This window comes from Nocardia rhamnosiphila NBRC 108938, assembly GCF_000720425.1.
GTDB lineage: Bacteria > Actinomycetota > Actinomycetes > Mycobacteriales > Mycobacteriaceae > Nocardia > Nocardia rhamnosiphila.
The window spans coordinates 747641-773146 of the sequence record NZ_JOAJ01000001.1 but is presented as its reverse complement, the minus strand read 5'-3'; the positions used below and the strand labels follow the sequence as shown (position 1 = coordinate 773146).

Sequence of the window (25506 nt, the reverse complement as noted above, 5' to 3'; positions counted from 1 at the left end):
ACGGTATGGCGGGTTCGCAGCATGTGGTGATCACCGGTGCCAGTGGCGGCATCGGCCGGGCGACCGTGCGCCGGTTCGCCGCCGACGGTGCCTCGATCACCTTGCTCGCGCGCGGAGTCACCGGGTTGACCGCCGCCGCGGAAGAGGTCCGCGCGGCCGGTGGGCGGGCATTGCCGATCAGCACCGATGTCGCCGACTTCGCGGCGGTGGAGTCGGCCGCGGACCGGGGCGAAGCCGAATTCGGGCCGATCGATGTGTGGGTGAACTCGGCGTTCGCCACAGTGTTCGCACCGATTTCACAGATCGCGCCGGACGATTTCCGGCGGGTCACCGAGGTCACCTACCTGGGGTCGGTGCACGGGGTGATGGTGGCGCTGACCCGGATGCGCCGCCGCGACCGGGGCGCGATCGTCCAGGTGGGCTCGGCACTGGGTAAACGGTCGATTCCGCTGCAGTCGGCGTACTGCGGCGCCAAGCACGGCATCGATGGATTCGTCGAGTCGGTCCGGGTCGAACTGATGCACGAACACAGTGGTATCCACCTCACGATCGTGCAGGCGCCGGCGGTGAACACCCCGCAGTTCTCCTGGGTGCGCTCGCGACTGCCGAACCGCCCGCAGCCGGTGCCACCGATCTACCGGCCCGAGGTCGTCGCGGACGCGATCGCGTTCGCCGCGGCCCACCCGCGGCGTAAACAGTACTGGGTGGGAGCCAGTACGGTCGGCACCGTGCTCGGTCAACGATTGGCACCCGCGGTGCTCGACCGGTACCTGGCGCGTACCGGCTACTCGGCACAGCAGACCGAGGCCCGCGACACCGCGCGGGCCGGCAACCTGTGGGAGCCCCTCGACAACGCCGCGGGGGCCGATTTCGGCGCGCACGGCCGTTTCGATACCCGGGCACACCGGCGGTCTCCGCAGACGTGGCTGGCCGAAGGCGCCGAATCGCTGGCCGCCCGGCTACGCCGGCACTGAGACCCGGAACGGAGCGGCGGTCGCGGCCACGGTCATCCCGTGGCCCGGCCGGTCGCCGGACGGGAGCAGGCCGCCACCCACCTCGGGTGCGCCGTCGACCAGGAGCGGTTCCAGGCGGGCGTGGTCGATGAACCATTCCAGGTGGCGAAGGTGAGGCACGGCCGCGGTGACGGGTGCGTGCAGGGCGGGCGCGCAGTGCGCCGAAACAGGTGTGTCGTGTGCGGCGGCCAGCGCGGCGCATTCGAGGAAGCCGCTGTAGCCGCCACAGCGGGTGAGGTCCAGTTGCAGGCAGTCGACAACATCGACGAGTCGCGTCGCGTCGTAGGCGTTGTAGATGTATTCGCCGGCCGCCACGTCGGCGCGCACCGACGCACGGACCACGGCCAGCCCGTCCGGATCGTCGCTGGTGACCGGTTCCTCGAACCAGATGACGCCGAGCCGGTCCAGTTCACCGCCGACGCGGCGCGCCGAGCCGGTCGAGTATCCGCCGTTGGCGTCGACCATGAGCCGGGCGCGTCCGTCGAGCAGGCCGGCGGCCTGCTCGACCCGGTGCAGGTCGCGGTCGACCGAGGTCCCCCGATCCTGCCCGATCTTGATCTTGATATTGCGGCAGCCGGCCGCCAGCCAGCCGGTGATCTGGTCGGCCAGCGCGGTATCGGAGAGATCGGTGAAGCCGCCCGACCCGTAGACGGGGGTCGCGGCCCGGGCGGCACCGAACAGCGCCGGCAGTGGAACTCCCAGTACCCGTGCCTTCAGATCCCACAGCGCGATATCGACCGCGCTCAACGCATGCGCGACCACCGCCGCGGTGCCGGTATTACGGCAGGCACGCCGCAGGTCGGTGCGGATACCGGGTATGTCGAATGGATGGCGGCCGCACAGTACCGGGGCCAGCTCGTGGGTGACGACCGCGGCCGCGGCCGGACTGGTGTAGCTCCAGCCCAGACCGCGTACCTCGCCCGCGCCGAGTTCGACGGTGACCGCGGTGGTGGCGTCCCAGGTCAATGTGCCGTCGGATTCGGGGCCGGGAGTCGGAAAACGGTAGACCCCGACCTTCACGGACTCGTCGATGCGGAGATCGCGGGTCATCGGGGACGCGGGTCGGCGAGGGCTGCGGCGAGCAGTTCGGCCAGGTGGCGCGGCCGGGCGTCCGGGGCGAGCTGGCGGATCTGGGTGCGGCAGCTGAAACCGTCCGCCAGCACCTCGGTACCCGGGGCCCGGCCACCGAGCGCCGGCAGCAGCGCGTCTTCCGCGCATGCGACCGAGACGTCGTAGTGGCCGCGCTCGAATCCGAAATTACCCGCCAGACCGCAACATCCGGCGTCGAGCACATCCACCTGGGCACCGGTGTCCCGGAGCAGTGCGCGGTCCCGGTCGTAGCCCAGGACGGCGTGCTGATGGCAATGCGGTTGCACCATGGTCGCGGCGCCCACGGTGGGCGGTGCCCACTCCGGCGCGTGCCGGGTCAGCATTTCGGCGAGGGTGTGGGTCTGGGCGGCGAGGCGGTGTGCGTCCTCGTCGCCGTCGAGCAGTTCGGGTAGGTCCGCGCGGAAGACGGCGGCGCAACTCGGTTCCAATACGACGATGGGCGTGCCCGCGCGCAGCTGCGGCTCCAGGATGCGCAGGGTGCGGGCCAGCACACGTTCGGCGGTGGCCAGCTGACCGGTAGAGATCCAGGTGAGCCCGCAGCACACCGTCCGCGGCGGCAGTTCGACCCGGAAGCCCGCCGCGTCCAGGACCTGCACCGCCGCCCGGGCGATATCCGGTTCGAAGTTGTTGGTGAAGGTATCCGGCCACAGCAGCACGGTGGGCCGGGTACCGGCGGCCGTGGCCGGGCCGGCGAAGGTCTCGGTGAACCGGGCGGAGGCGAAGCGGGGCAGTTCCCGGCGGGGGTCGAGTCCGCCGGCCCGGGCGACGAGCCGCCGCAACCCGCGGGTATGGGTGAGCGCGTTGGCCACGGGCGCAGCGCTGGTGGCGAGCCGGGCCCACAGCGGGATCCAGCCCATCGAATAGTGGGCCATCGGCCGCGGCCGCCACCGGTAGTGGTGGGCGAGGAACTCGGCTTTGTAGGTCGCCATATCGACATCGACGGGGCAATCGCTGCGGCATCCTTTGCACGCCAGGCACAGGTCGAGGGCGTCGCGGACCTCGGTGGAACGCCAGCCGTCGGTGATCACCTCACCGTTGAGCATTTCGAACAGCACCCGGGCCCGGCCACGGGTCGAATGCTCCTCTTCACGGGTCGCCCGGTAGCTGGGGCACATCACGCCGCCACTGTCACCGCGGCATTTCCCGACCCCGACGCAGCGGGCCGCGGCCACGCTGAACCGATGGTCGTCGTCCGGGAAGGCGAAGTGGGTGGCCGGCTCCCACGGCCGGTACGCGCTGCCCTGCCGCAGATCCTGATCGAGGCGGTGCGGATCGACCACCTTGCCCGGGTTCATCCGGTTCCGGGGATCGAACACCGATTTCACCTGCCGGAATGCCTCGACCAGCCGCTCCCCGAACATGATCGGCAGCAGTTCGCCCCGTGATTGGCCGTCGCCGTGCTCACCGGACAGTGAGCCGCCGTAGGAGACGACCAGCCGCGCGCTGTCCTCGGCGAACGCGCGGTAGTTCGCGATTCCCGCGGCGGTACGCAGATCGAACGGAATGCGGGTGTGCACACAGCCGTGCCCGAAATGCCCGTACAGCGAGGAGGACTCATAGCCGAACCGGTCCAGCAGCCGGTCGAAATCACGCAAATACTCGCCGAGCCGTTCCGGCGGTACCGCGGCATCCTCCCACCCTTCGTGGGTTTCGGCCCCGCGCGGCGGATAGGCGGTCGCGCCCAGCCCGGCTTCGCGGGCCGCCCACAGTTCGGCTTCGCGTTGTGGATCGTCCAGCATGGTCGAATCGGCGCCGGCGCGGCGGCCGAGTTCCTCGGCCATCGCGCAGGCCCGGCGATCGGCCTCGGCACGATTGTCGGCGTCGAACTGCACCATCAGGTACGCGGACCCGTCCGGCAGTTGCCGTAGCGCGGGTTCGGCGAGGTGCCGGGTGTGCTCGAGCTGGATCAAGCGGTGATCCAGACCTTCGAGGGCGGCCGGCCGGTGCGCCAGGATCATCGGCACCGCATCCGCGGCGCGGTAGATATCGTCGAATCCGAGCACTGTCAGCGCGGTCGCCGGCGGGCGCGGCACCAGCGCGATCTCCGCACGCAGCACGGTGACCAGCGTGCTCTCGCTTCCGACCAGCAGTCCGGCCAGGTCGACGCCGTATTCCGGGAGGAGTGAATCCAGGTTGTAGCCCGAGACCCGGCGCGGGATCCGCGGATACTTCGCACGGATTTCGGCGGCGTAGTCCGCCGCGATCGCGCGCAGCCGTGCCACGAGGTCACCGGCGCGCGGATCGTCGGTGACCACGGTGTCGCCCGGGCCGACCCAGGCACGGAAGCCGTCGTAAGTGAGGATTTCCAGTCGCCGCACGGCATCGACGGTTTTGCCGTAGGCCTGTGCGGTGGAGCCGCACGAGTTGTTGCCGATCATGCCGCCGAGGGTGCAGCTGACGTGGGTCGAGGGTTTCGGCCCGACCATCAGTCCGGTCTCGGCGAGTTCGCTGTTGAGCCGGTCCAGCGCGATACCCGGTTCGATCACAACCGTACCGGCCTCGCGATCCACCGACACCACCCTGGTGCAGTACTTGCTCCAGTCGATGACCACGGCGGTGTTGCAACTCTGGCCGGCCAGACTGGTCCCGCCACCCCGGGACACCACCGGCACATCGTGGGAACTGCAGATACCGATCGCGGTGGCGGCATCCTCCGGGGTCCGTGGCACCACTACGCCGATCGGGACCGCACGGTAGTTGGATGCGTCGGTGGAGTAGGTCGCGCGGCTACCGGAATCGAACCGTACCTCCCCGGCGACACGCTCGGTGAGCTCGATGCGCAATGCATCCAACGGCCATCCGGTGCCGGCGCGCGGCCGTCGAGCAATGGTTTCCGAATCTGTCATATCGAGTGACATCCTCCCTGCGAGGACCGGCTCGGAGGTGCAGCGACAGCTCGCGCGTACCCACCACGGCACCTGCTATTCACGCCGCATCGGGGACCTCGCGCATGAGGACGACGCCCGCCCGGTGGCCCGGGAGGGCCGTCACCGTCCGGTGACCCGATCAGCGTTCGATGCCGTTGTCGCCGAGAGCCCAGGCAGGTGACAGCCGGACCTCCGGCGGTGGGCTGCCCGCCGGCCGCCAATCGGCGCACAGCCGCTCGAATTGTTGCCTGAGCCGGGGCAGGATCGGCCCGGTCGGCGTGGTGCGGATGAGGTCACTGGTGAGAGCGACAAGTTCCCGTTCGAGCGGCGCGGGTAAGGAGCCCAGCATATCGCGGTGCCGCTGGGCGCGGTCGCGCTCGCCGGGTTCGGTGTCGCGGCCGCGGCCGCCGAGCACCCGCGCGCGGATATGGGCGACGGTCAACTGGGTGGGATGCGTGGCCTGCTCGATGGGTCCGGTCATGGTGGTTCCTCGCCGGCGTGTCAGATTCCGGGGGCGTTGCCGTAGTAGAGCTGGTCTTCACGGTAGCCGCCCTGGCCCATACCGATATCGGTGATGTCGTCGACGAATTCGACGGCCTCTATCCATTTGACCATCTTGTAGCCGAGCTGGTTCTCCAGCCGCAGCCGTAGTGGCGCGCCGTGCTCGATCGGCAGCGGCGCGCCGTTCATTTCCATCGCCAGCAGTGCCTGCGGCGCACGGGCGATGGCCATCGGGACAGCTTCGTAGAAGTACCCGTAGCGGCCGCGTCCTTCGGTGAGCGCTTTGTCGTCCATGGCGTAGAACACCACGTGGGTCACCGACGAGGCGGGCCGGACACAGTTGATGAGCGCGGTGACCGGAACCCCGCCCCATTCGGCGATACCGTTCCAACCCTGGATGCAGTTGTGGTTGGTGATCTGGCGGGTGAAGCCGAGCGACGCCAACTCCGGTAGCGACAGGGTCATCGGACGGGCGACCAGCCCGCCGACCGGCAGCCGGTAGTCACGGAATCCACCGGCGGCCAGCCTGCAGTAGTCGTCGTCGGTGGGCGGGTAGCCGTTGACCCGGTGATATTCGGAGATATCGCTGCGTCGGTAGTGCTGCCGGGGGCGGCTCAGGCGCGACAGCAGGTATTCGAATCGGTGCACCACGACCCCCAGCGCCCGTTGCGCCTGCCGCGGCCGTGCGCGGGAGAAGACGGTGGCCAGGATGTGCACGAGCACGACCAGGACGAGCACCAGGCTGCCGGCCACCGTCGCCGGGACCGGAGCGGCCTCGGCGGAACCGAGGAAGATCTTGCCGAACTCGCTGGGCAGGCCGTGCACGACGACCATGAACACGTGCACCACGATGAACACGCAGAAGGCGCACAGCCCGAGGAAATGGATGCTGCGTGCGCCCTGTTTGCCACCGAACATCCGCCCGTATCGGGGGAATCGCGCCAGCACTGCCGGTGACATCGCTGCCCCCGAGGCGATCTGCACCGGCGCGAGTACGAACACCACCGCGAAATAGGTCAGTTTCTGGGCCGCGTCGAAGGGCTCTCCGGGCAGCTGCTCCGGAAGCCGGAATTGCAGGTAGGTGCCGACATCGCGGAGCGCGTCCGGCACGATGCTCCATTGTGTGGGTTCCAGGTTGTGCCAGTACCCGGTCGCGAAGACCATGGCGATGTACACGGCTCCCGTGACGATCCAGAACTGCACGGTCAGGAAATGCCAGTGTCGTCCCAGGCCCAGATTGCCGCGGCCGGGCAGCGCGATCATCGGATGCCAGTGCCGTTCCTCGTCCAGCGAAATCCAGGGGCGCCGTTCGGTGGCTCCGTAGTTGTGCCGCGACAGCCGCAACCACTCCCGCCCCGGTGGGCAACCGTCGCTCCAGTACAGCTTCGGCATCGAGGAGAGCACTTCGATACCGGAGCGGATCAGCAGCGTCACGAACAGTATGTTCAGCGCGTGGGTGACGACCACGAAGAGCGGGAACTCCGTCACTGGATCCATTTCGGTCTCCTCGTCGCTGCCGATAGGACGCCACCGAAAAATCGGACAAAAGCCACCGAGCTCGCATTTCGGGTACGTGATACCTCGAAGTATGTCGCGGTAGCCGTATTCCATTATCTCGCAGCGCTGCCGCGATTCCATCGTCCGCCGGGTGTCGCACCACTATCGGACGATGTCGTGTATTCGATAAGAGCCGGCCACGTGGTGAAGAAACCATAAGGCGCCGCGCGTACCGAACGGCCGGATGACATCCGAGGGTTACCCGGTCGACCGAACCGGACTTTGGGTACGAAAACTCTTGCTGCGTCAGGCCGGTAGCCGGTTCAGGCGGACAAAGTGTCGACCAGGTGTAACGAATTACCGGGACGTTGTTTATCGGAGCGTGACGTCTTCCGGTATTTCGCACGAAGCTCGACATGATCGATACCGTAAAGACTGGATCCGGTTACGGCACACGCTGCCGATTTCGGGGCTGCGGGAAAGAACTCGGGGCGCTAAACGAAATTTCGGTCTGTACTCGGGCAAAAACCTCTGCTTACACTGAGGGCGGCCGCTTATGGAGGAGAGCTATGAACCGCTCGGACCCCTATTTCGAGCCAGGATCGGGCGGAAACGGGACGGCCCGGTCCGGGACTACGGTCGGAAATCCCGTTCCCCTGTCCGCCGGGCAGCGGGGGCTGTGGCTCGCGCAGCAGCTGCGCCCGGATATCCCGATATCCGAGGCGCAGTACATCGAACTACACGGGGACCTGGATATCGAGCTGCTGCGCCGTAGTCTGCTTCGAGCGGGCCACGAATTCCAATCCGGCTACCTACGTCTGGTGGAAAACGGCGGTGAACCGCAGCAGTTGTACGACCCGTATCTGGCGTCGACGGGGCCGGTCCTCGATATGCGGGGCGAACCGGATCCGATGGCGGCGGGTATTCAGTGGATGCGCCGCGAATACACGGCACCTCTCGATATACTCCGGGACCGCCTGTTCGCCGGGGCGCTGTTGCAGGTCGGCGACAGACATTACCTGTGGTACAACCGGGTTCACCACGTCGCGCTGGACGGCTACGGCGCGATGACCATGGTGAACCGGGTCGCGGCGCTGTACACCGCGGCGGTGCAGAACGGGACCGCGGAGCGCGATGCCCCGGTGGAGCCGTGCCGGGCGGCGGATCTGCGTACCTTGTACGAAGCGGATCGCAGCTATCGGGAGTCGAAGAGGTTCACCGATGACCGGGCGTATTGGCTGGAGCGGCTCGCCGATGCGAAGGAGGGATCGAGTCTCGCGACCGGTTACGCACCAGCGTGCGCGGAAAGTGTGACCGTGCTCGGCGAACTGGCGCCGGAGACGGTGGCCCGGATAGACCGGTCCGCGACAGCGCTGGCCGCGAGCCCGGCCGCCGTGGTGATCGCCGCCTTCGGGTGTTATCTGGCCCGGATGACCGGCCGGGACGACGTCTTGGTCGATATCCCGGTATCGGGGCGCACCAACGCCGTACTACGGCGCTCCGGGGGCGTGTTCGTCAATGTCGCGCCGTTCCCGATCGCGCTCGGCAACGGAGACACGGTGGCAACGCTGGTGCGGCACGTGCAATCCGACCTGATCGGCGCCCTGCGGCATCAGCGCTGCGGCCTCTACGATATCCGCGCCGCCGCCGGCAACAACGGAGAGCATCGCTACGCCGGCCCGATGGTGAATGTCATGTTCTTCCCCCAGAAGATACGGTTCGGGCCGGTCACCGGGGAATTCCATATCCTCAGTTCCGGACCGGTCGACGATCTGCTGGTCGATCTCTATCAGACCGGCGATCCACCGCGGACGATCCTGCACTTCATGGCCAACCCCGACCTCTACACCGAGTCCGAAGTGGCGGCACACCGCACCGGATTCGCGCAGTTCCTGGATGCCTTCGCGGCCGCCGGGCCGGACATCGGCCTCGGACACGTCCACCCCGACAGTGCCCGGACCGGCGCCCGGATCCGGCGCCGCCGCGAAACCCTCGCGTTCTGGCAGGCCACGCTCGCCGACCTACCGGAGGAGCTGCCGCTACCGTTCGATCGGCCGCGTCCGGCGGTGGCGTCGGACCGGCGCGGGCGCCGCCGGCTCGGATTGGGCGCGGAGCTGGTCGGTGCGCTGGAAGGATTCGCACGGGATCGCGGCACCTCGTTGTTCACGGTGGTCCACGCCGCGACGGCGGTGCTGCTCGCCCGGTTGAGCGGTTCCGGTGATATCGCGGTCGGCGCCCCCGTGGCCCGGCGCGGCGCCCGCGCCGCGGCCGGGGCGGGCCCGGCGTTCGACGATGCGGTGGTGCTGCGGACCGAAATAGATTCCGGTGAACCGTTCACCGGGTTTCTCGACCGCGTGGCACGGATCGATTCGACCGCGTTCGACCATGCCGGGATCCCGTTCGCGCGGCTGGTCGAGGAGCTGCGCCCACCCCGGTCACCGGCACGGCATCCGCTGTTCCAGGTCATGGTGGCCTGTGGGAGCCCACCACACGCGGAGCCGGACCCGAGTGATCCGGACGCCGCGGCAACGGACCTTCTCGAGGCACCGGGGCTCGATCTGCGGGTCGCGGTGTCCGACGCCGGCACCGCCGGATCGACCGTCACGGTCGACTACTCGGCGGACCTCTTCGATGCGGACACGGTCGACTCCCTGATGGACCGATGGATCCGGATCCTGGAATCGGTGGCCGCCGAACCGGAGGCCGCAGTGGGATCGATAGACATACTGGACGCTACCGAACGCGCGGGATTGCTGACCCGGTCCGGCCCCGGCGCCCCGGCGCCCCGTACCTTCCCCGAACTGCTGGCCGCGGCCGCTGCCCGGGACCCCGGCGCGCCGGCGCTCGTATTCGGCGATACCCGGATCGATTACCGGGAGCTGGACGAGCGCTCCAACCGATCGGCCAGGGCGCTCATCGCGCGGGGCGCGGGGCCGGAAAGCGTCGTCGCCGTAGCGATGCCGCGCTCCCCCGATTCCGTTCTCGCCCTCTGGGCGGTGGCGAAGTCCGGTGCCGCGTTCCTGCCGATCGACCCGTCGTATCCGGCTGCCCGGATCACCCATATGATCACCGACTCCGGTGCCACACTCGGTCTCACGGTCGACGCGGTGCGCGAGAAACTCCCCGGCACCGTCGACTGGCTGCTGCCCGGCGCCCACGACCCGCCCGGCGACACCCGGCCGCTCACCGACCGCGACCGGACCACTGTGCTGCGGCCCGGGCATCCGGCCTACCTGATATACACCTCCGGTTCCACCGGCACGCCGAAAGGCGTGACCGTGACACATGCCGGACTGGCCGCCCTCACCGCCGAACAGCGCGAACGCTATACGGTCACCGGTGAATCACGCACCCTGCACCTCGCCTCACCGAGCTTCGACGCCTCGGTCTGGGAATTACTTCTCGCGGTGGGGTCCGGCGCCACGATGGTCATCGCCGAGCACGGTACCTACGGCGGCGGAGAGCTGGCCGATCTGGTACGCCGCCACCGGGTGACGCACGCGGTGGCGACCCCGGCCGCATTGGCCTCGGTGGATCCGGCCGGCCTGGACAGCCTGCGTGTCGTCGTCGCCGCCGGTGACGCCTGCCCGCCGGAGCTGGTACGGCGCTGGGCCGTTGGGGGCCGCCAGTTCTTCGATGCCTACGGACCGACCGAGGTCACGATCATGGCGAACCACAGCGCGTCGTTGGCGCCGGGAGACCCGGTCACCATCGGCGGCCCGGTTCGTGGTGCCACGGAGTGGGTACTGGACCGGCGACTGGAGCCCGTCCCGGTGGGCGTGGCCGGTGAGTTGTACATCGCGGGCGCGCTACTCGCCCGCGGCTACCACCACCGCCCGGGAGCGACCGCCGCGCGCTTCGTCGCCTGCCCCTGGAATCCCGGCCGGCGGATGTATCGCACCGGGGACATGGTCCGCTGGACCGCCGCGGAAACCCTCCAGTATCTGGGCCGGTCGGATTTCCAGGTCGAGATCCGGGGCGTGCGAATCGAACTCGGCGAGATCGATACCGCCCTGGCGGCCTGTGAGTCCGTGGCATTCGCCGTCACCGTCGGCCATCGTACCGGCTCCGGTACCGCCGCGCTGGCCTCCTATGTCGTACCCGCACCGGATCATTCGATCGACGTCGCGTTCCTCACTGAACACCTGCGCGCCCTGCTGCCGTCCTATATGGTCCCACCCTCGATCACGGTGCTCGAGCATATCCCGCTCACACCGGCGGGCAAACTGGACCGCAAGGCGCTACCGGACCCCGTCGTCACCGGCACCGTGCCGTTCCGGCCGCCCGGGACACCGGTCGAACGAACCATCGCACGAGTCTTCGCCGAGGTGCTCGGTCTCGGCCCCGTCGGTCTCGACGACTCCTTCTTCGCGCTCGGCGGCGACAGTCTGACGGCCACCCGTGTCGCCGCCCGGCTCGGCACGGCGCTGGGTGCCGAGATCCCGGTGCGGTTGTTGTTCGAGGCGCCACGGGTGTCGGCGCTGGCCATCGAGGTGGAGGGTCAGATGCGCACGGGGCGGCAACGCCCGCCGTTGATCGCCGGACCCCGTCCCGACCTCGTACCTCTGGCGCCCGCCCAGCAGCGGATGTGGTTCTTCAACCAGTACGACACCCGCTCCGGTGCCTACAACATGCCGATCGCGGTCCGGCTGCGCGGCGAACTCGACCTCGGCGCCCTCCGTGCGGCGATGACCGATGTCGTGGGCAGGCACGAATCGCTGCGGACGCGTTATCCGGAACGGAAGGGCACGCTGACCCAGGTGGTCGAATCGGTCGACGCCGTCGATCGTGAGTTGAGCCCGGTGCCGGTCGGGCCGGACCGGTTGATCGCCGCGATCACCGACCTCGTACACGAGGGATTCGACGTGAGTGCCCGGGTACCGGTGCGTACCCGGTTGTTCCGCGTGACCGGCGGAACGGAGACCGAATACGTGCTGGCCGTGGTGGTGCACCATATCGCCGCGGACGGCTTCTCCATGGCGCCGCTGGCCCGCGATGTGGCGACCGCGTATGCCGCCCGTGTTCGTGGCGAGGCACCGTCGTGGCCGCCGCTGCCCGTCCAGTACGCCGACTACGCCCTGTGGCAGCGCACTGTCCTGGGCGACCCCGCCGACCCCGGATCACTCAGCGCCCGGCAGATCCGCCACTGGACGGAAACGCTCGCCGATCTACCGGAGGAGCTGCGCCTGCCGTTCGATCGGCCGCGCCCGGCGGCCCGGTCCCACCGGGGTGCGAGTCACCGATTCGGGCTGAGCGCGGACCTGGTGGGAAAGCTGCGCGCGTTCGCCCGCAACCGCAGCTCGTCGTTGTTCATGGTGATCCACGGCGCGCTCGCGGCAACTCTCGCCCGGTCGAGCGGTTCCGGTGATATCGCGATCGGTACGCCGGTGGCCGGGCGGGGCGCCGCCGTCCTCGACGACGTGATCGGAATGTTCGTCAATACGGTGGTCCTGCGGACGGAGGTCGACCTCGGCGAGTCGTTCACCGCCTTCCTCGACCGGGTCGAGCGGATCGACCTGGCCGCGTTCGGGAATGCCGACGTTCCCTTCGAGCAGTTGGTGGACGAACTCGCTCCGGAGCGGTCCCAGTCGCGGCATCCACTGTTCCAGGTGCTGCTGGCCTTCCAGAATCTGGCCCGCGCCGATCTGGAACTGCCCGGCCTGGACGTATCGGTGCTCGACCTACCCGAGGACGTCTCACGATTCGATCTGCAACTGGTGCTGGCCGACGACGAGAGTGGCGGGCTGGCGGTGACGGTCACCTACTCGACGGAACTGTTCGACGCGAGCACGGTCGAATCCCTGGTGCGCCGCTGGGTTCGGACATTGGACGCGGTGGCAGTCGATCCGGCCGTCCCCGTGGGATCGATCGAGGTGCTCGAACCCGCCGAACATGCCGATCTGCTGACGCGTTCCGGCCCGCCCGGTGTCGCGCCCCGCACCCTGGCCGAACTGCTGGCCGTCGGTGCCGCCCGGGATCCCGCGGCAACGGCGCTCGTCTGCGACGGTGCCCGGATCGATTACCGGGAACTGGGTGAACGCGCCGGCCGATGGGCCCGGATGCTCATCCGGCGGGGCGCCGGTCCCGGTGACATCGTCGCGGTGGCGATGCCGCGGTCCACGGATTTCGTGCTCGCGGTCTGCGCGGTGGCCGCGTCCGGTGCCGCGTTCCTGCCGATCGACCCGGCGTATCCGGCTGCCCGGATCACCCATATGATCACCGACTCCGGCGCCGTACTCGGTCTGACGATCGACTCGGTACGCGATCGGCTGCCCGGCACCATCGACTGGCCGACCCCGGACGACACCCCGGAGCGGGACGACGGCACCGGACCGGTCTCCGACGCCGACCGGGTGCGCCCGCTGCACCTCGACGATCTCGCCTACGTCATCTACACCTCCGGGTCGACCGGGCTGCCCAAAGCCGTCGCGGTCGGTCACCGCGGGCTGGCCGGCGTCGCGAGCGAGCACCACGACGGCCTGCACATCGGACCCGGTTCGCGCGTCCTGTGCCTGTCCTCGCCGAGCTTCGACGTCTCGATACTGGAACTGCTTTCGGCATTGGCCGCCGGCGCGACGATGGTCATCGCGCCCGGTGAGGTCAACGGCGGCGACGCTCTCGGCGAACTGCTCGACCGCGAGCAGGTCGGTCACATACTCATCACCCCCTCCGCGCTGTCCACCGTCGACGCCACCCGATGGCCGCTACCGCGCCTGCGCACACTGATGGTCGGTGGCGAGAGCTACGGGACCGAATTGGTGCAGCGCTGGAGCCACGGCCACGAGGTGCTCAACACCTACGGGCCCACCGAGCTCACGGTCGCCGCGACCCGGCCGAACCGGATGGTGGCGGGCGAACCGGTGACGATCGGTGGCCCGATCCGCGGTGCCACGGTGTGGATTCTGGACCAGCGGCTGCAGCCTGTCCCGTCCGGGGTCCGGGGTGAGCTGTATATCGCGGGCCCGCTGCTCGCCCGCGGCTACCATCACCGGCCGGGCACCACCGCCGAACGCTTCATCGCCTGCCCCTGGCAAGCCGGTCGGCGGATGTACCGAACCGGAGATATGGCCCGGTGGACCGCGAATGGAACCATCCAGTATCTGGGCCGGTCGGATTTCCAGGTCAAGATCCGCGGCCTGCGTATCGAACTCGGGGAGATCGACGCGGTATTGGGCGCTCACGAGTCCGTCGGATTCGCCACCACCGTCGGCCACCACAGCCCCTCCGGCGCCGTGGCGCTGGCCTCCTATGTCGTTCCCGCGCCGGGCCGTTCGATCGATACAGCACAGCTGACCGAATTCCTCGGCGGCCGCTTGCCGACCTATATGATCCCGCCGTCGATCACCGTGCTCGAACACGTCCCGCTCACACCGGCGGGCAAATTGGATCGTAAGGCGCTACCGGATCCGGTCCGCGCGGACAGCACACCATTCCGGGCGCCACAGACACCGCTCGAACGCACCATCGCCGGGGCATTCGCCGATGTACTGGGTATCGACACCGTCGGACTCGACGATTCGTTCTTCGCGCTCGGCGGCGACAGCATCATGTCGATCCTGCTGGTGACCCGGGCCCGGACGGCGGGCGTACTGTTCTCCGCGCGCGAGGTGTTCGACCACCGGACGGTCGCCGGGCTGGCCCGGATCGCCGTCCGGGACGACGAGGCCGCGCGGGCTTCCGCTTCGGTGGAACCACCCGGCGCGGGTGTGGGACCGATCCCGCTGACGCCGGTCATGCACTGGTTCACCGAGCACACGCGATCCGGAACAGGCCGCATCACCCAGGCCGTGCTGCTGGCTCTGCCCACCGGAACAGAGCGGCGGCGGCTGGCCGAAACCGTGCAGGCGGTCCTCGATCGGCACGATATGCTGCGCTCCCGGTTACGCCGGGCCGACGACGGACGCTGGACCTGGGAGACGTTACCGGTCGGCGCGATCCGATCCGACGACATCATCCATCGGGTGGCCACCGCGGCGGTGCCGGGTAGCCCCGGATTCCGCGCCGTGACCGCCGCGGAATCGGCGGCCGCGGCGAACCGGCTCGACCCGGGTGCGGGCATCGTGGCGCAGGTGGTCTGGTTCGATCCGGTGGACCCCGCGGTACCGGACCGGATGCTGATACTGGTGCATCATTCGGCGATCGACGGTGTCTCCTGGCGGGTCCTGGTGCCGGACCTCGCGATCGCGTGGGCGCGGACGGAATCCGGCGAACCACCCGATCTCGCCCCGGCAGGGACATCGATGCGCGGCTGGGCGCACGGGCTTGTCGAGGCAGCTCATCGCCCGGAGCGAACCGCGGAACTCGGCCGGTGGCAGGCCGTGTGCGCGGAACTCGATCCGGTGATCGGGTCCCGCCCCCTCGACCCCGCGGTCGATGTGGCCGAGACGGTGCGCACGGTAGAGGTCGAGCTCTCGGCCGAGGTCACCGCGGCGCTGTCGACCGATATGCCCGCCGCATTCCACGGCACCGTGGCCGACGGCCTGCTGGCCGCGCTGGCGCTGGCGACGACGAAGTGGCGCCGCGAGCGCGAACCCGAGGAAGCCGGCAACCGGCCCGCGGCGACGGTGATCGGTCTCGAAGGCCACGGCCGCGAGGAAGAGGTCGTCCCGGGCGCGGATCTGACGCGGGCGGTCGGCTGGTTCACCACGAGTTTCCCCGTACGACTGGATCTTTCCGATATCGACCTCGACGACGCGTACGCCGGCGGGCCGGCGATCGGCGCAGCGGTCAAAGCCGTCAAGGAACAGTTGCGCGCCTTCCCGGACCACGGCATCGGCTACGGCCTGCTGCGCTACCTGAACGAGGACACCGCACCGGCGCTCCGCGCGCTGCCCACGCCGCAGATCGGGTTCAACTACCTCGGCCGCATCCTCGCCGGACCCCGCGAGCAGGCCCAGCCATGGCAGCCGGTGGACGACGGCGGCGACTTCTCCGGCGCCGTACTCGCCCATGCGCTGAATCCGGATATGCCGGTCACCGCGGCGCTCGATATCACCGCCCGGATCGTCGACGACGGGGTCCGGCAGCACCTGCGGGCGATCTGGTCGTATCCCGCCGGAGTGCTGGACGCCGCGGAGGTCCGCCGGGTCGCGCAGTCGTGGTCGGACGTGCTGACCGCGCTGGCGGCATACGCCCGGAATCCCGGGGCCGGCGGATTGACACCGTCGGATCTGGATCTGATCCCGCTGGGGCAGTCCGAGATCGAGCGGCTCGAGCAGAGATATCCCGCAGTACAGGACATCTGGCCGTTGACCCCGTTGCAGCAGGGTCTGCTGTTCCACGCACTGGCCGCCGAGGAATCGACGGACGCGTATGTGGTGCAGCTGGTCCTGGAACTCCGGGGCCGGGTCGATCCGGAGCGGCTGCGGCGGGCCGGACAGCTGCTGCTCGACCGGCATGCGAATCTGCGCACCGCATTCGTCACCGATATCGGACCGGTCCAGGTGGTCGACAGCGGTGTGGCGGCGCCCTGGTCGGAGGTCGATCTGTCCGGTCTGGACGACGACGCGCGAGCCCGGGAGTGGGAGTTGCTGACGGCCGCGGACCGGGCGACCCGGTTCGACCCGGCGCGCCCGCCGCTGTTGCGCTGGATGCTGGTCACCACGGGGCCGGACAGCTACCGGCTGGTGCTGACCCAGCATCACCTATTGCTCGACGGCTGGTCCACCCCGCTGTTCCTGCGCGAGTTGCTGGTGCTCTACGCCACCGACGGTGACGTCGCGGTGCTGCCCCCGGTCCGGCCCTACCGGGACTTCCTGGCCTGGCTCGGCGGGCAGGACCGGACCGCGGCGCTCGAGGCCTGGGCCCGCGCATTCGACGGTACCGATGAGCCGACTCTGGTGGCTCCGGCGAACCCCGGGCGCGGCTACACCGGATCCCGTGATGTGATCGGCGAACTGACCGAGGCCCAGACCACGCGGCTGACCGGCCTCGCACAGGCCCGGGGAGTGACTCTCAATACGGTGGTCCAGGGGGTGTGGGCGATCGTGCTGGGCCTGTTGACTTCCCGCGACGATGTGACCTTCGGGTCGACGGTCTCCGGGCGTCCCCCGCAGATCCGGGATATCGAATCGATGATCGGGTTGTTCGTCAACACCCTGCCGGTGCGGGTCCGGCTCGATCCCGCCGAGAGCGTGGGACACCTGCTGGAGCGGATCCAGGCGGAGCAGGCCGCCCTGCTCGATCACCACCATGTGGGCCTGGCCGATGTCGAACATGCCGCCGGGCCGGGGGCGGTGTTCGACACGATGACGGTGTTCGAGTCCTATCCGGTCGACCGCGGCGGGCTGACCGCGGAGACCGATATCGCCGGCCTGCGGGTTGCCGGCGTGACCGGTACCGACGCCGCCCACTACCCGGTGGGCGTGGTCGCGCACACCGACACCCGGCTCCATCTCCGCGTCACGTATCTGCCGGAACTCTTCGACCAGGACGCGGCGGCCGCGATATTGCGCCGGATACTGCACGTACTGGACCTCCTCGTCACAGACCCGGATCGGCCGCTGGGCCGGCTGGAGCTGCTCTTCCCGGCGGAGTACCGCGAGCTGCTCTCGGTAGCGGGCGATCCGGCGGTGACCGAGCGGGTCCTCCCGGAACTACTGGCCGCCGGCCGAGACCCGGAGGCGGTCGCGGTGGTGTGCGGAGACCGCCGGTGGACCTACCGCGAACTCGACGCGCAATCGAATCGGCTGGCGCGGTGCCTGATCGCCCGGGGCGCCGGACCGGAAACCGGTGTCGCGGTGGCGTTGCCGCGGTCGGTCGAGTCGGTGCTGGCACTCTGGGCGGTGGCCAAATCGGGGGCGGCGTTCGTTCCGGTGGACCCCGCCTACCCCGCCGGCCGGATCGAGCACATGCTCGCCGATTCGGGTGTGACGGTGGGGATCACCTCGGCACAGTGGCGGGATCGGCTGCCCGGACCGGTGCACTGGCTGGTCCTCGACGAACCGGCGACGGCCGCGGACGTCGCGGCCGCGACGGCGGCACCGGTCACCGATGCGGAGCGCACACTGCCCATGCGGCCCGATCAGGTGGCGTATGTGATCTACACGTCCGGTTCGACCGGGGTGCCGAAAGGTGTGGTCGTCTCGCATCGCGGGTTGGCGAATCTGCTCGCCGATCAACAGTCGCGTTTCGGTATCGGGCCGGCCACCCGGGTCCTGCATGCCGCCTCACCGAGTTTCGACGTGGCAGTCATGGAACAACTGTGCGCGTTCGGGTCGGGCGGACGGCTCGTGATAGCACCCCCGGCCGCCTACGGCGGTGACGAGCTGGCCGGGATCCTGCGCCGGGAGCGAGTCTCCCATGCCGCGCTCACTCCCACGGTGCTGGGGACGATCGACCCGGCCGGGTTGGCGTACCTCGAAACGGTCGCGCTGGGCGGCGAGGTGCCGCCACCAGAACTGGTGTCGCAATGGGCGCCGGGGCGGACTCTGCTCAACAACTACGGTCCCGCGGAGGCCACGGTCGAAACCCATGCCTCCGCACCACTGGTGGCGAACGAGCCGGTGACGATCGGGCGCCCACACCGCGGGGTCGGGCAGGTCGTCCTCGACACGTGGTTGCGCCCGGTGCCGGTCGGGGTCGTGGGCGAGTTGTACCTGGCCGGTCCGGGCCTGGCGCGCGGCTATCGCAACCGGACGGGTACGACCGCGGCCCGGTTCGTCGCGGATCCGTTCGCGGGGCCGGGACGGCGGATGTATCGGACCGGCGACCTGGTGCGCTGGTCGCGGCAACCGGACGGGAGCCCGGCACTCGAGTATGTGGGCCGGGCCGATGCGCAGGTGAAGATCCGTGGTTTCCGCATCGAACTCGGCGAGGTCGAAGCGGTGCTGCGGGCCTGCCCGGGTGTGGCCCGCGCCGCGGCGGCCGTACACCGCGACCCCGCCACCGGAGACCGGTTGATCGGATATGTGGTGCCCGAACCCGGCGCCGAAATCGATCCCGCCACAGTTCTGGCCGACGCCGGCGAGCGGTTGGCCGCGCATATGGTCCCCGCGCAGGCGATGGTGCTCGACGCACTGCCGCTGACCGCGACCGGCAAGCTCGATCGCGCCGCGCTCCCCGCGCCGGACCTCACCGCGGCCCGGACCGTATCCCGGGCCCCGGTCACCGGGTCGGAGAAGACGCTGGCGCGACTGTTCGGGGAGGTACTGGGACTCGACGAGGTCGGTGCGGACGATTCGTTCTTCGCGCTCGGCGGCGACAGCATCATGGCCATCCAGCTGGTGACCCGGGCCCGGGCGGTGGGACTGGTGTTCTCGGCAGGTGCGGTGTTCGACCACCGTACGGTCGCCGGGCTGGCCCGGATCGCGGTGCCCGACAGCGGCGCCGCGGCACCTTCCCGTCCGGCGGAACTGCCGGGCGGAGGCGTGGGTCCGGTGTCACTCACCCCGATCATGTGCTGGATGTTCGAACGGGGCGGCTTCGACCGCTTCTGCCAATGGGTCGAGCTGACACTGCCGGCCGATATCGACGCCGCCGGTATCGGCGCCACCGTCCAGGCGGTACTCGATCACCACGACATGCTGCGGGCCCGGCTGTACCCCGATCCGGCGCATCCGTCGGGGTGGGCGCTGCGCGTGGAACCGGCCGCGGTATCGGCCGCCGCGCTCATCCGGCACGTACCGGCGGACTCGGCCCCCGGGAGCAGCGCGTTCGCCGCGCTCACCGCGGCCGAGGCGGACGCGGCGGCCGGCCGCCTCGACCCCGCGGCGGGTGTGGTGCTGCAACTGGTCTGGCTGGATCCGGCCGGTGAGCCGGGCCGGTTGCTCGTCGTCGCACACCACCTCGTGGTCGATGGTGTGTCGTGGCAGATCCTCGTCCCCGACCTCGCCGCCGCGTGGGCCCAGGTGCGGGCCGGGCAACGACCGCACCTCGCGCCCGTCGGTACCTCGATGCGCCGCTGGGCGGACGCCCTGCACACCGCTGCCGGTGACCACGGCGAACTCGACCGGTGGCGGTCGGCTCTGGGCACCGGCGATCCGCCGCTCGGCTCCCGGCCGATGGATCCGGCCGTGGATACGCAGGCCACCGTCGCCACCGCGCAGATCACGCTGTCTCCCGCGGTCACCCACGATGTGCTCACCACACTCCCCCGGGCCTTCCGCGGCAATGTGGACGACGCGCTCCTGACCGGGCTCGCGCTGGCACTGGCCCGGTGGCGGCACCGTCGCGGTGTCACCAGCGCGGAAACGCTGCTCACCCTCGAGAGTCACGGCCGCCACGACACCGTGCTCCCCGGGGCCGACCTCACCCGCACCGTCGGATGGTTCACCACCACCTATCCGGTGCGACTCGACCTGTCCGGTATCGATATCGGCGACGCGTTCGCCGCCGGAGCCGCCGCCGGAGCGGCGGTCAAATCCGTCAAGGAACAGCTCCGGCAGGTACCCCGCCATGGAACCGGCTTCGGATTGCTGCGCTATCTCGACAGCGAGACCGCTCGCGAGCTGCGCGCACTGCCCACCCCACAGGTGAGTTTCAACTATCTCGGCCGGTTCGACACACTCCCCGCGGCCGCGTCGGCCGAGTGGATGCCGGCCGGCCCGCGAGCCGCCGGCGGCGCACAGAATCCGGAGGCACCCGCAGCCGCCCTCCTGGGCATCAACGCGGCCACCACCGACACGCCCGGCGGGCCGGCGCTCACCGCCGCCTGGGAATACCCCACCGGCGTTCTCGACCCGGTCCAGGTCACCGAGCTGATGGAATTGTGGCGCGACGCGATGACCGCGCTGGCCACACACGCGGCCCGCCCCGGCAGCGGTGGCCCGACCCCTTCGGATATAGATCTCCTCGACCTGGACCAGTCCACGATCGACCGGCTCGCGGCCCGGCAGCCGGGACTGGACGACATCTGGCCGGTCACCCCGCTGCAGGCCGGGCTGCTGTTCCATGCCCAGCTGGCGGCCGGTGATCTCGACGCCTACGTGGTGCAGCTCTGCCTGGAGCTCGGCGGGACCATCGACGCGGACCGTCTCCGGCGCGCCGTGCGGGATCTCCTCGGACGGCATCCGAACCTGCGCACCGCCTTCGACCGCGACAGTGCGGGGAGACCGGTCCAGGTGGTGCGCCGGCACGTCGACGTCCCGTTCGGCCGGATCGGGCTGCCGGGGCGGGACGAGGCGGCGCTCGAACTCGAGCGGATCATGGCGGCCGACCGCCGCGCCGGTTTCGACCCGGCCGGCCCGCCGCTGCTGCGGCTGACATTGATCGATCTGGCCCCGCAGCGGTACCGGCTGCTGGTGAGCATGCATCACCTCCTGATCGACGGCTGGTCGACGCCCCTGCTCATCCGGGAACTGCTGCAGCTCTACGTCGGCGACGGCGATCCCGCCCTGCTACCGCCCCCGGTGCGCCCCTACCGTGACTATCTGGCCTGGTTGCGGGCCCAGGACCGGGACGCGGCGGATGACGCGTGGGCCCGGGCCTTCACCGGCGCGGTCGAGCCGACCCTGCTGGCGCCCGCCGACCGCGGCCGCCGGCAGACCGCCGCCGGGCGCGAGGTCCACCGGCAGCTGAGCGAAGACCGCACCACGGCATTGGTCACCGTGGCCCAGCGACAGGAGGTCACGCTCAACACCATCGTCCAGGCCGCCTGGGCGATAGTGCTGGCGACCGAGACCGGCCGCGAGGACGTGGTGTTCGGCGCCACCGTGTCCGGCCGCCCCCCGCAGCTCGAGGGCATCGAATCGATGGTCGGGCTGTTCGTCGACACGGTGCCCGTCCGGGTACGGCTCGCCCCCGGCGACACCCTCGCCCGGCTGCTCCGGCGGATCCGGGCCGAACAGACCGCGCTGCTGGACCATCAGCATCTGGGGCTCGCCCGGATCCAGAACGTGGCAGGCCCCGGCGCCCTGTTCGACACCGTGACCGTCTTCGAGTCCTACCCCATCGATCGGACCGGGCTGTCCGAGGCCGCCGATCTCGCCGGCCTCCGCGTCCTGGGCGTCCACGGCCGCGATGCCGCGCACTATCCACTCGGTCTGATCGTCGAGCACGGCACCCGGTTGCGCCTGGGCTTCGAATACCTGCCCGAACTCTTCACCGCGGACCGCATCGAAGCACTCGCCGACCGGGTACTGCGGGTACTGGACGCCGTCGCCGAACATGTCGATCTTCCGCTCACCCGGCTCCGGCTGCTGTCACCGGACGAGCAGGCCGCCCTGGTACCTGTCCGGGGCCGGCCCGGTACGGCGCTGTCGGTGCTACCGCAGGTGCTGACCTCGGCGATGACACCCGATACCGAAGCAGTGGCCGACGACGGCGTGCGCCTGACCTACCGTGAACTCGATGAGCGCTCGAACCGATGGGCGCGGGTCCTGCTGGACGCCGGAGTCGGACCGGAGTCGTTCGTGGCACTGGTGCTGCCGCGTTCGGTCGACGCCGTCGTCGCCGTCTGGGCGGTCGCGAAAACCGGCGGCGCGTTCGTCCAACTCGACCCGGCGGATCCGGACGATCGGATCGCCCGCATTCTCACCGATTCCGGCGCCACCACCGGGCTCACCTCGGCGGACGTCCGGCACCGGCTGCCGGACACGGTCGACTGGCTCACCCTCGACAGTCCGTCCTTCGCGACGGCGACGGCCGCGGCATCACCCGCCGCGATCACCGATTCCGCGCGCGCGACCGTGCTCCGCCCCGAGCACCCGGCGTATCTGATCTACACCTCGGGCTCCACCGGTACCCCGAAAGGCGTCGTGGTCACCCATGCCGGAACCGCGAATCTGGCCGCCGAAGCACGGGAGCGGTTCGGTCTCACCTCCGCCTCCCGGGTACTGGCCGCCGCCTCCCCCAGCTTCGATGTCTCCATTCTGGAATGGCTCGGCGCCGCGGCCGCCGGAGCCACCGCGGTCCTCGCCCCCGCCCGCGTGGTCGCGGGCGCCGAACTGGCCGCGGCGATCGACGCCGGGCACATCACCCACGCGGCGCTCACGCCGACCGTGCTCGCCTCACTGGACCCGGGCACGCTCGGCACCCTCGAGACCGTGGTTCTCGGCGGCGAGACGTGCCCGCCCGAGCTGGCGGCCCGATGGACGACGGACCACACGGTGATCAATACCTATGGCGCCACCGAGACCACGATCATGAGCTGTGCCGCCGCACCCCTGGGCACCGCTCCGGAGGGTCCCCTCCCGATCGGCGGCCCGATCCGGGGCTTCACCGCCGTGGTGCTCGACCGCGGGCTGCGTCCGGTTCCGCCCGGAGCGGTCGGCGAGCTGTACCTGTCCGGGCCGGGCCTCGCCCGGGGTTACCACCGGCGCCCCGCCACCACTGCGGCCGGGTTCGTCCCGGATCCGTACGGACCGCCCGGCACGCGGATGTACCGGACCGGCGACCTGGTCGCCTGGAACGCCGACGGGTCACTCCGGTACGCGGGCCGCAGCGACCGGCAGCTCGAGATCGCGGGTAATCGCGTCGAACCCGGTGAGGTCGAGGCCGCCCTGCGCAGCGGGCCGGATATCGACCAGGCCGCCGTCACGGTTCACGACCGGGATGACGGCACCGGCCGGCTCGTCGGATACGTCGTCCCCGCCCCCGGCACCACACCCGATATCCCCGCCCTGACCACCTATCTCGCGACACGGCTGCCCACCCAGATGATCCCGGCGGCCGTCCTCACTCTCGACCGGCTCCCGCTCACCGCCACCGGCAAGCTGGACTACCGGGCACTCCCCGCCCCCGACCGGCGGTCCGCGGTGTACCGGCCGCCGGCCACGCCGCTCGAGACCACGGTGTGCGACGCCTTCGCCGGCATCCTCGAGCTGGAACGGGCCGGTGCCGACGACAACTTCTTCGACCTCGGCGGCAACTCACTGGACGCGGCCCGCTTGGCGGCGAGGCTGGGCGAGACGACCGGTGCCGACATGCCGCTCCACTGGGTGTTCACCGATCCGACGCCGCAGGCGCTGGCCCACCGGATCGAGTCCCGCCACCTCGGTGACGAGCCGGCACCCGAGGACGTGTTCGCGGTGCTGCTTCCGCTGCGCGGCACCGGACACGGCCCGCCGCTGTTCTGCGTCCACCCCGCCATCGGTCTGGCCTGGGGATTCAGCGGACTGGTGCGCTATCTCGATTCCGATCGGCCGATCCACGGGCTGCAATCACCGGCGCTCACCGAACCCGATACGCAGTTCGCCACCCTGGATCGGCTCGCGGACCGCTATGTCCAGGAGATCAGGGCCGTCCAGCCACACGGTCCGTACCACCTGCTCGGCTATTCGCTCGGCGGCACCATCGCCCACGCGATCGCCGTCCGATTGCGCCGGGACGGCGAGCCGGTGGCGACGCTGGCCATGATGGACACGCGCGTGGTCACCGCCGACAGCGTCCGCGCGCCCACACCCACCATCGGAGAGATGCTGACCGAGGCCGGTGCCGCCGACCCGGACTCCGCCGAACTCACGATGGCGGCCGCGGCCGAACTGCTGCACCGGCAGGGGGGGTTCGGCACCCTCCTGACCGCGGAACACCTCACGCGACTCCACCGTGACTACACCCGGCTGGTCGACCTGACCTGGCACCACCGGCCCGGGCTCTTCGACGGTGACCTGATCTATTTCCGCGCCGCACCGGAGAGGACGGACGACGGCGCCGCGCCGGCTCTCGCCTGGGCCGACCACATCACCGGCCGGATCACCGAACACCGTATTCCGATCCGGCACGAACAGATGACCGCCCCCGACGCACTCCGCGCGATCGGACTCGCCCTCACCCAGCACTTCCACTCCGTCCGGACTTCCCCGTCGCCCGGCCCCGACTCCAGCAAGGACAAGCGATCATGACCACCGACCGAGCCATAGGTAGACGCTCCGGAATCGAACCCGCCAGCCTGTTCGCGCCCGACCCGGTGAGCGCCGCCCTCGAGCACCCCCGCACCTCCGAACTTCGGCGGTGGACTCTCGATTACCTGTGCCGACCTCATCCGGATCTCGGCCGTCACGGTCCCGTCTGTCCGTATATGAGCCATGCCGTCGAGCGCCGGTTCCTGTGGGCGGCGTTCTTCGACGGTCCCCGGATCGATATCGAGCGCATCGCCGGGATCGTCGACGACCTCTACGAACTGTTCCCCGTCCTGCAGCCCACCAAGGAGCCCGACGCACGTTTCAAAGCTGTCCTCGTGGTCTTCCCCGATCTCACCGATTACACCGGTATCGAGGCCGTCCAACGCGACCAGAAGACCCGTTTCGTCCACGACGGTCTGATGCTCGGGCAGTTCTACCCCGGCTGCACTGTCGCCGGGCTGCACAATCCGCGCTTCCCGGCCCTCGATTCACCTCTCCCCCTGCTCGCCGTCCGGCATATGGTGGCCACCGACTTCCTGTTCCTCGACACCAGCCAGGAATGGATCGATATCTACCTCCATATCTTCGCCCCGTCCATTCCCGAATTCATCACCTCGGCGATGGCCGACCGGCTCGTGCACGAACCCGCTGTCCCGGACAGTGATCCGGCCGCACCCGAACCGGTGGGCGCGCGCGGCGGCGCACCGCGGCCCCCGTGATCACCGCCGCGCGGACGCG

7 protein-coding genes are annotated in these 25506 nt (G+C 70.0%); 3 read left to right on the top strand and 4 right to left on the bottom strand.

Features of this window, described 5'->3' with window-relative positions:
* Positions 1–5 precede the first annotated feature (5 nt).
* Positions 6–974 carry an SDR family oxidoreductase gene (locus IG75_RS0103570; RefSeq protein ID WP_051714180.1) on the top strand — a complete coding sequence of 323 codons (969 nt, stop codon included), beginning with the start codon at positions 6–8 and terminating at the stop codon, positions 972–974.
* Here the strand turns inward: IG75_RS0103570 and IG75_RS0103565 are convergent.
* From IG75_RS0103565 to IG75_RS0103550, 4 genes are all read right to left on the bottom strand, one after another.
* A complete protein-coding gene (locus IG75_RS0103565) occupies positions 960–2063 on the bottom strand; it encodes an enolase C-terminal domain-like protein (RefSeq protein ID WP_030519686.1) in 1104 nt (367 codons plus the stop codon). The two genes, IG75_RS0103570 and IG75_RS0103565, sit on opposite strands and share 15 nt — an antisense overlap.
* Positions 2060–4969: an FAD-binding and (Fe-S)-binding domain-containing protein gene (locus IG75_RS0103560; RefSeq protein WP_051714372.1), complete on the bottom strand. Its 2910-nt coding sequence runs from the start codon at positions 4967–4969 to the stop codon at positions 2060–2062. The genes IG75_RS0103565 and IG75_RS0103560 overlap by 4 nt, the downstream gene beginning before the upstream one ends.
* Before the next feature lie 160 nt (positions 4970–5129).
* The gene (locus IG75_RS0103555; RefSeq protein WP_030519684.1) at positions 5130–5471 is read right to left on the bottom strand and encodes a hypothetical protein; all 342 of its coding nucleotides are present in this window, start codon (positions 5469–5471) and stop codon (positions 5130–5132) included.
* Positions 5472–5491: 20 nt separating this feature from the next.
* Positions 5492–6988, bottom strand: coding sequence for a molybdopterin-dependent oxidoreductase (locus tag IG75_RS0103550; RefSeq protein ID WP_030519683.1), 1497 nt, complete (start codon positions 6986–6988; stop codon positions 5492–5494).
* A 569-nt stretch (positions 6989–7557) separates the two neighbouring features.
* Between IG75_RS0103550 and IG75_RS0103545 the strand changes: the two genes are divergently transcribed.
* Both IG75_RS0103545 and IG75_RS37180 read left to right on the top strand, forming a co-directional pair.
* On the top strand, positions 7558–24768 hold the full coding sequence (locus IG75_RS0103545) for a non-ribosomal peptide synthetase (RefSeq protein WP_051714178.1): 17211 nt from the start codon (positions 7558–7560) through the stop codon (positions 24766–24768).
* Positions 24765–25487, top strand: a complete 723-nt coding sequence (locus IG75_RS37180) for a DUF6875 domain-containing protein (protein ID WP_051714177.1) — start codon at positions 24765–24767, stop codon at positions 25485–25487. Before IG75_RS0103545 ends, IG75_RS37180 begins: the two co-directional genes overlap by 4 nt.
* Positions 25488–25506 lie beyond the last annotated feature (19 nt).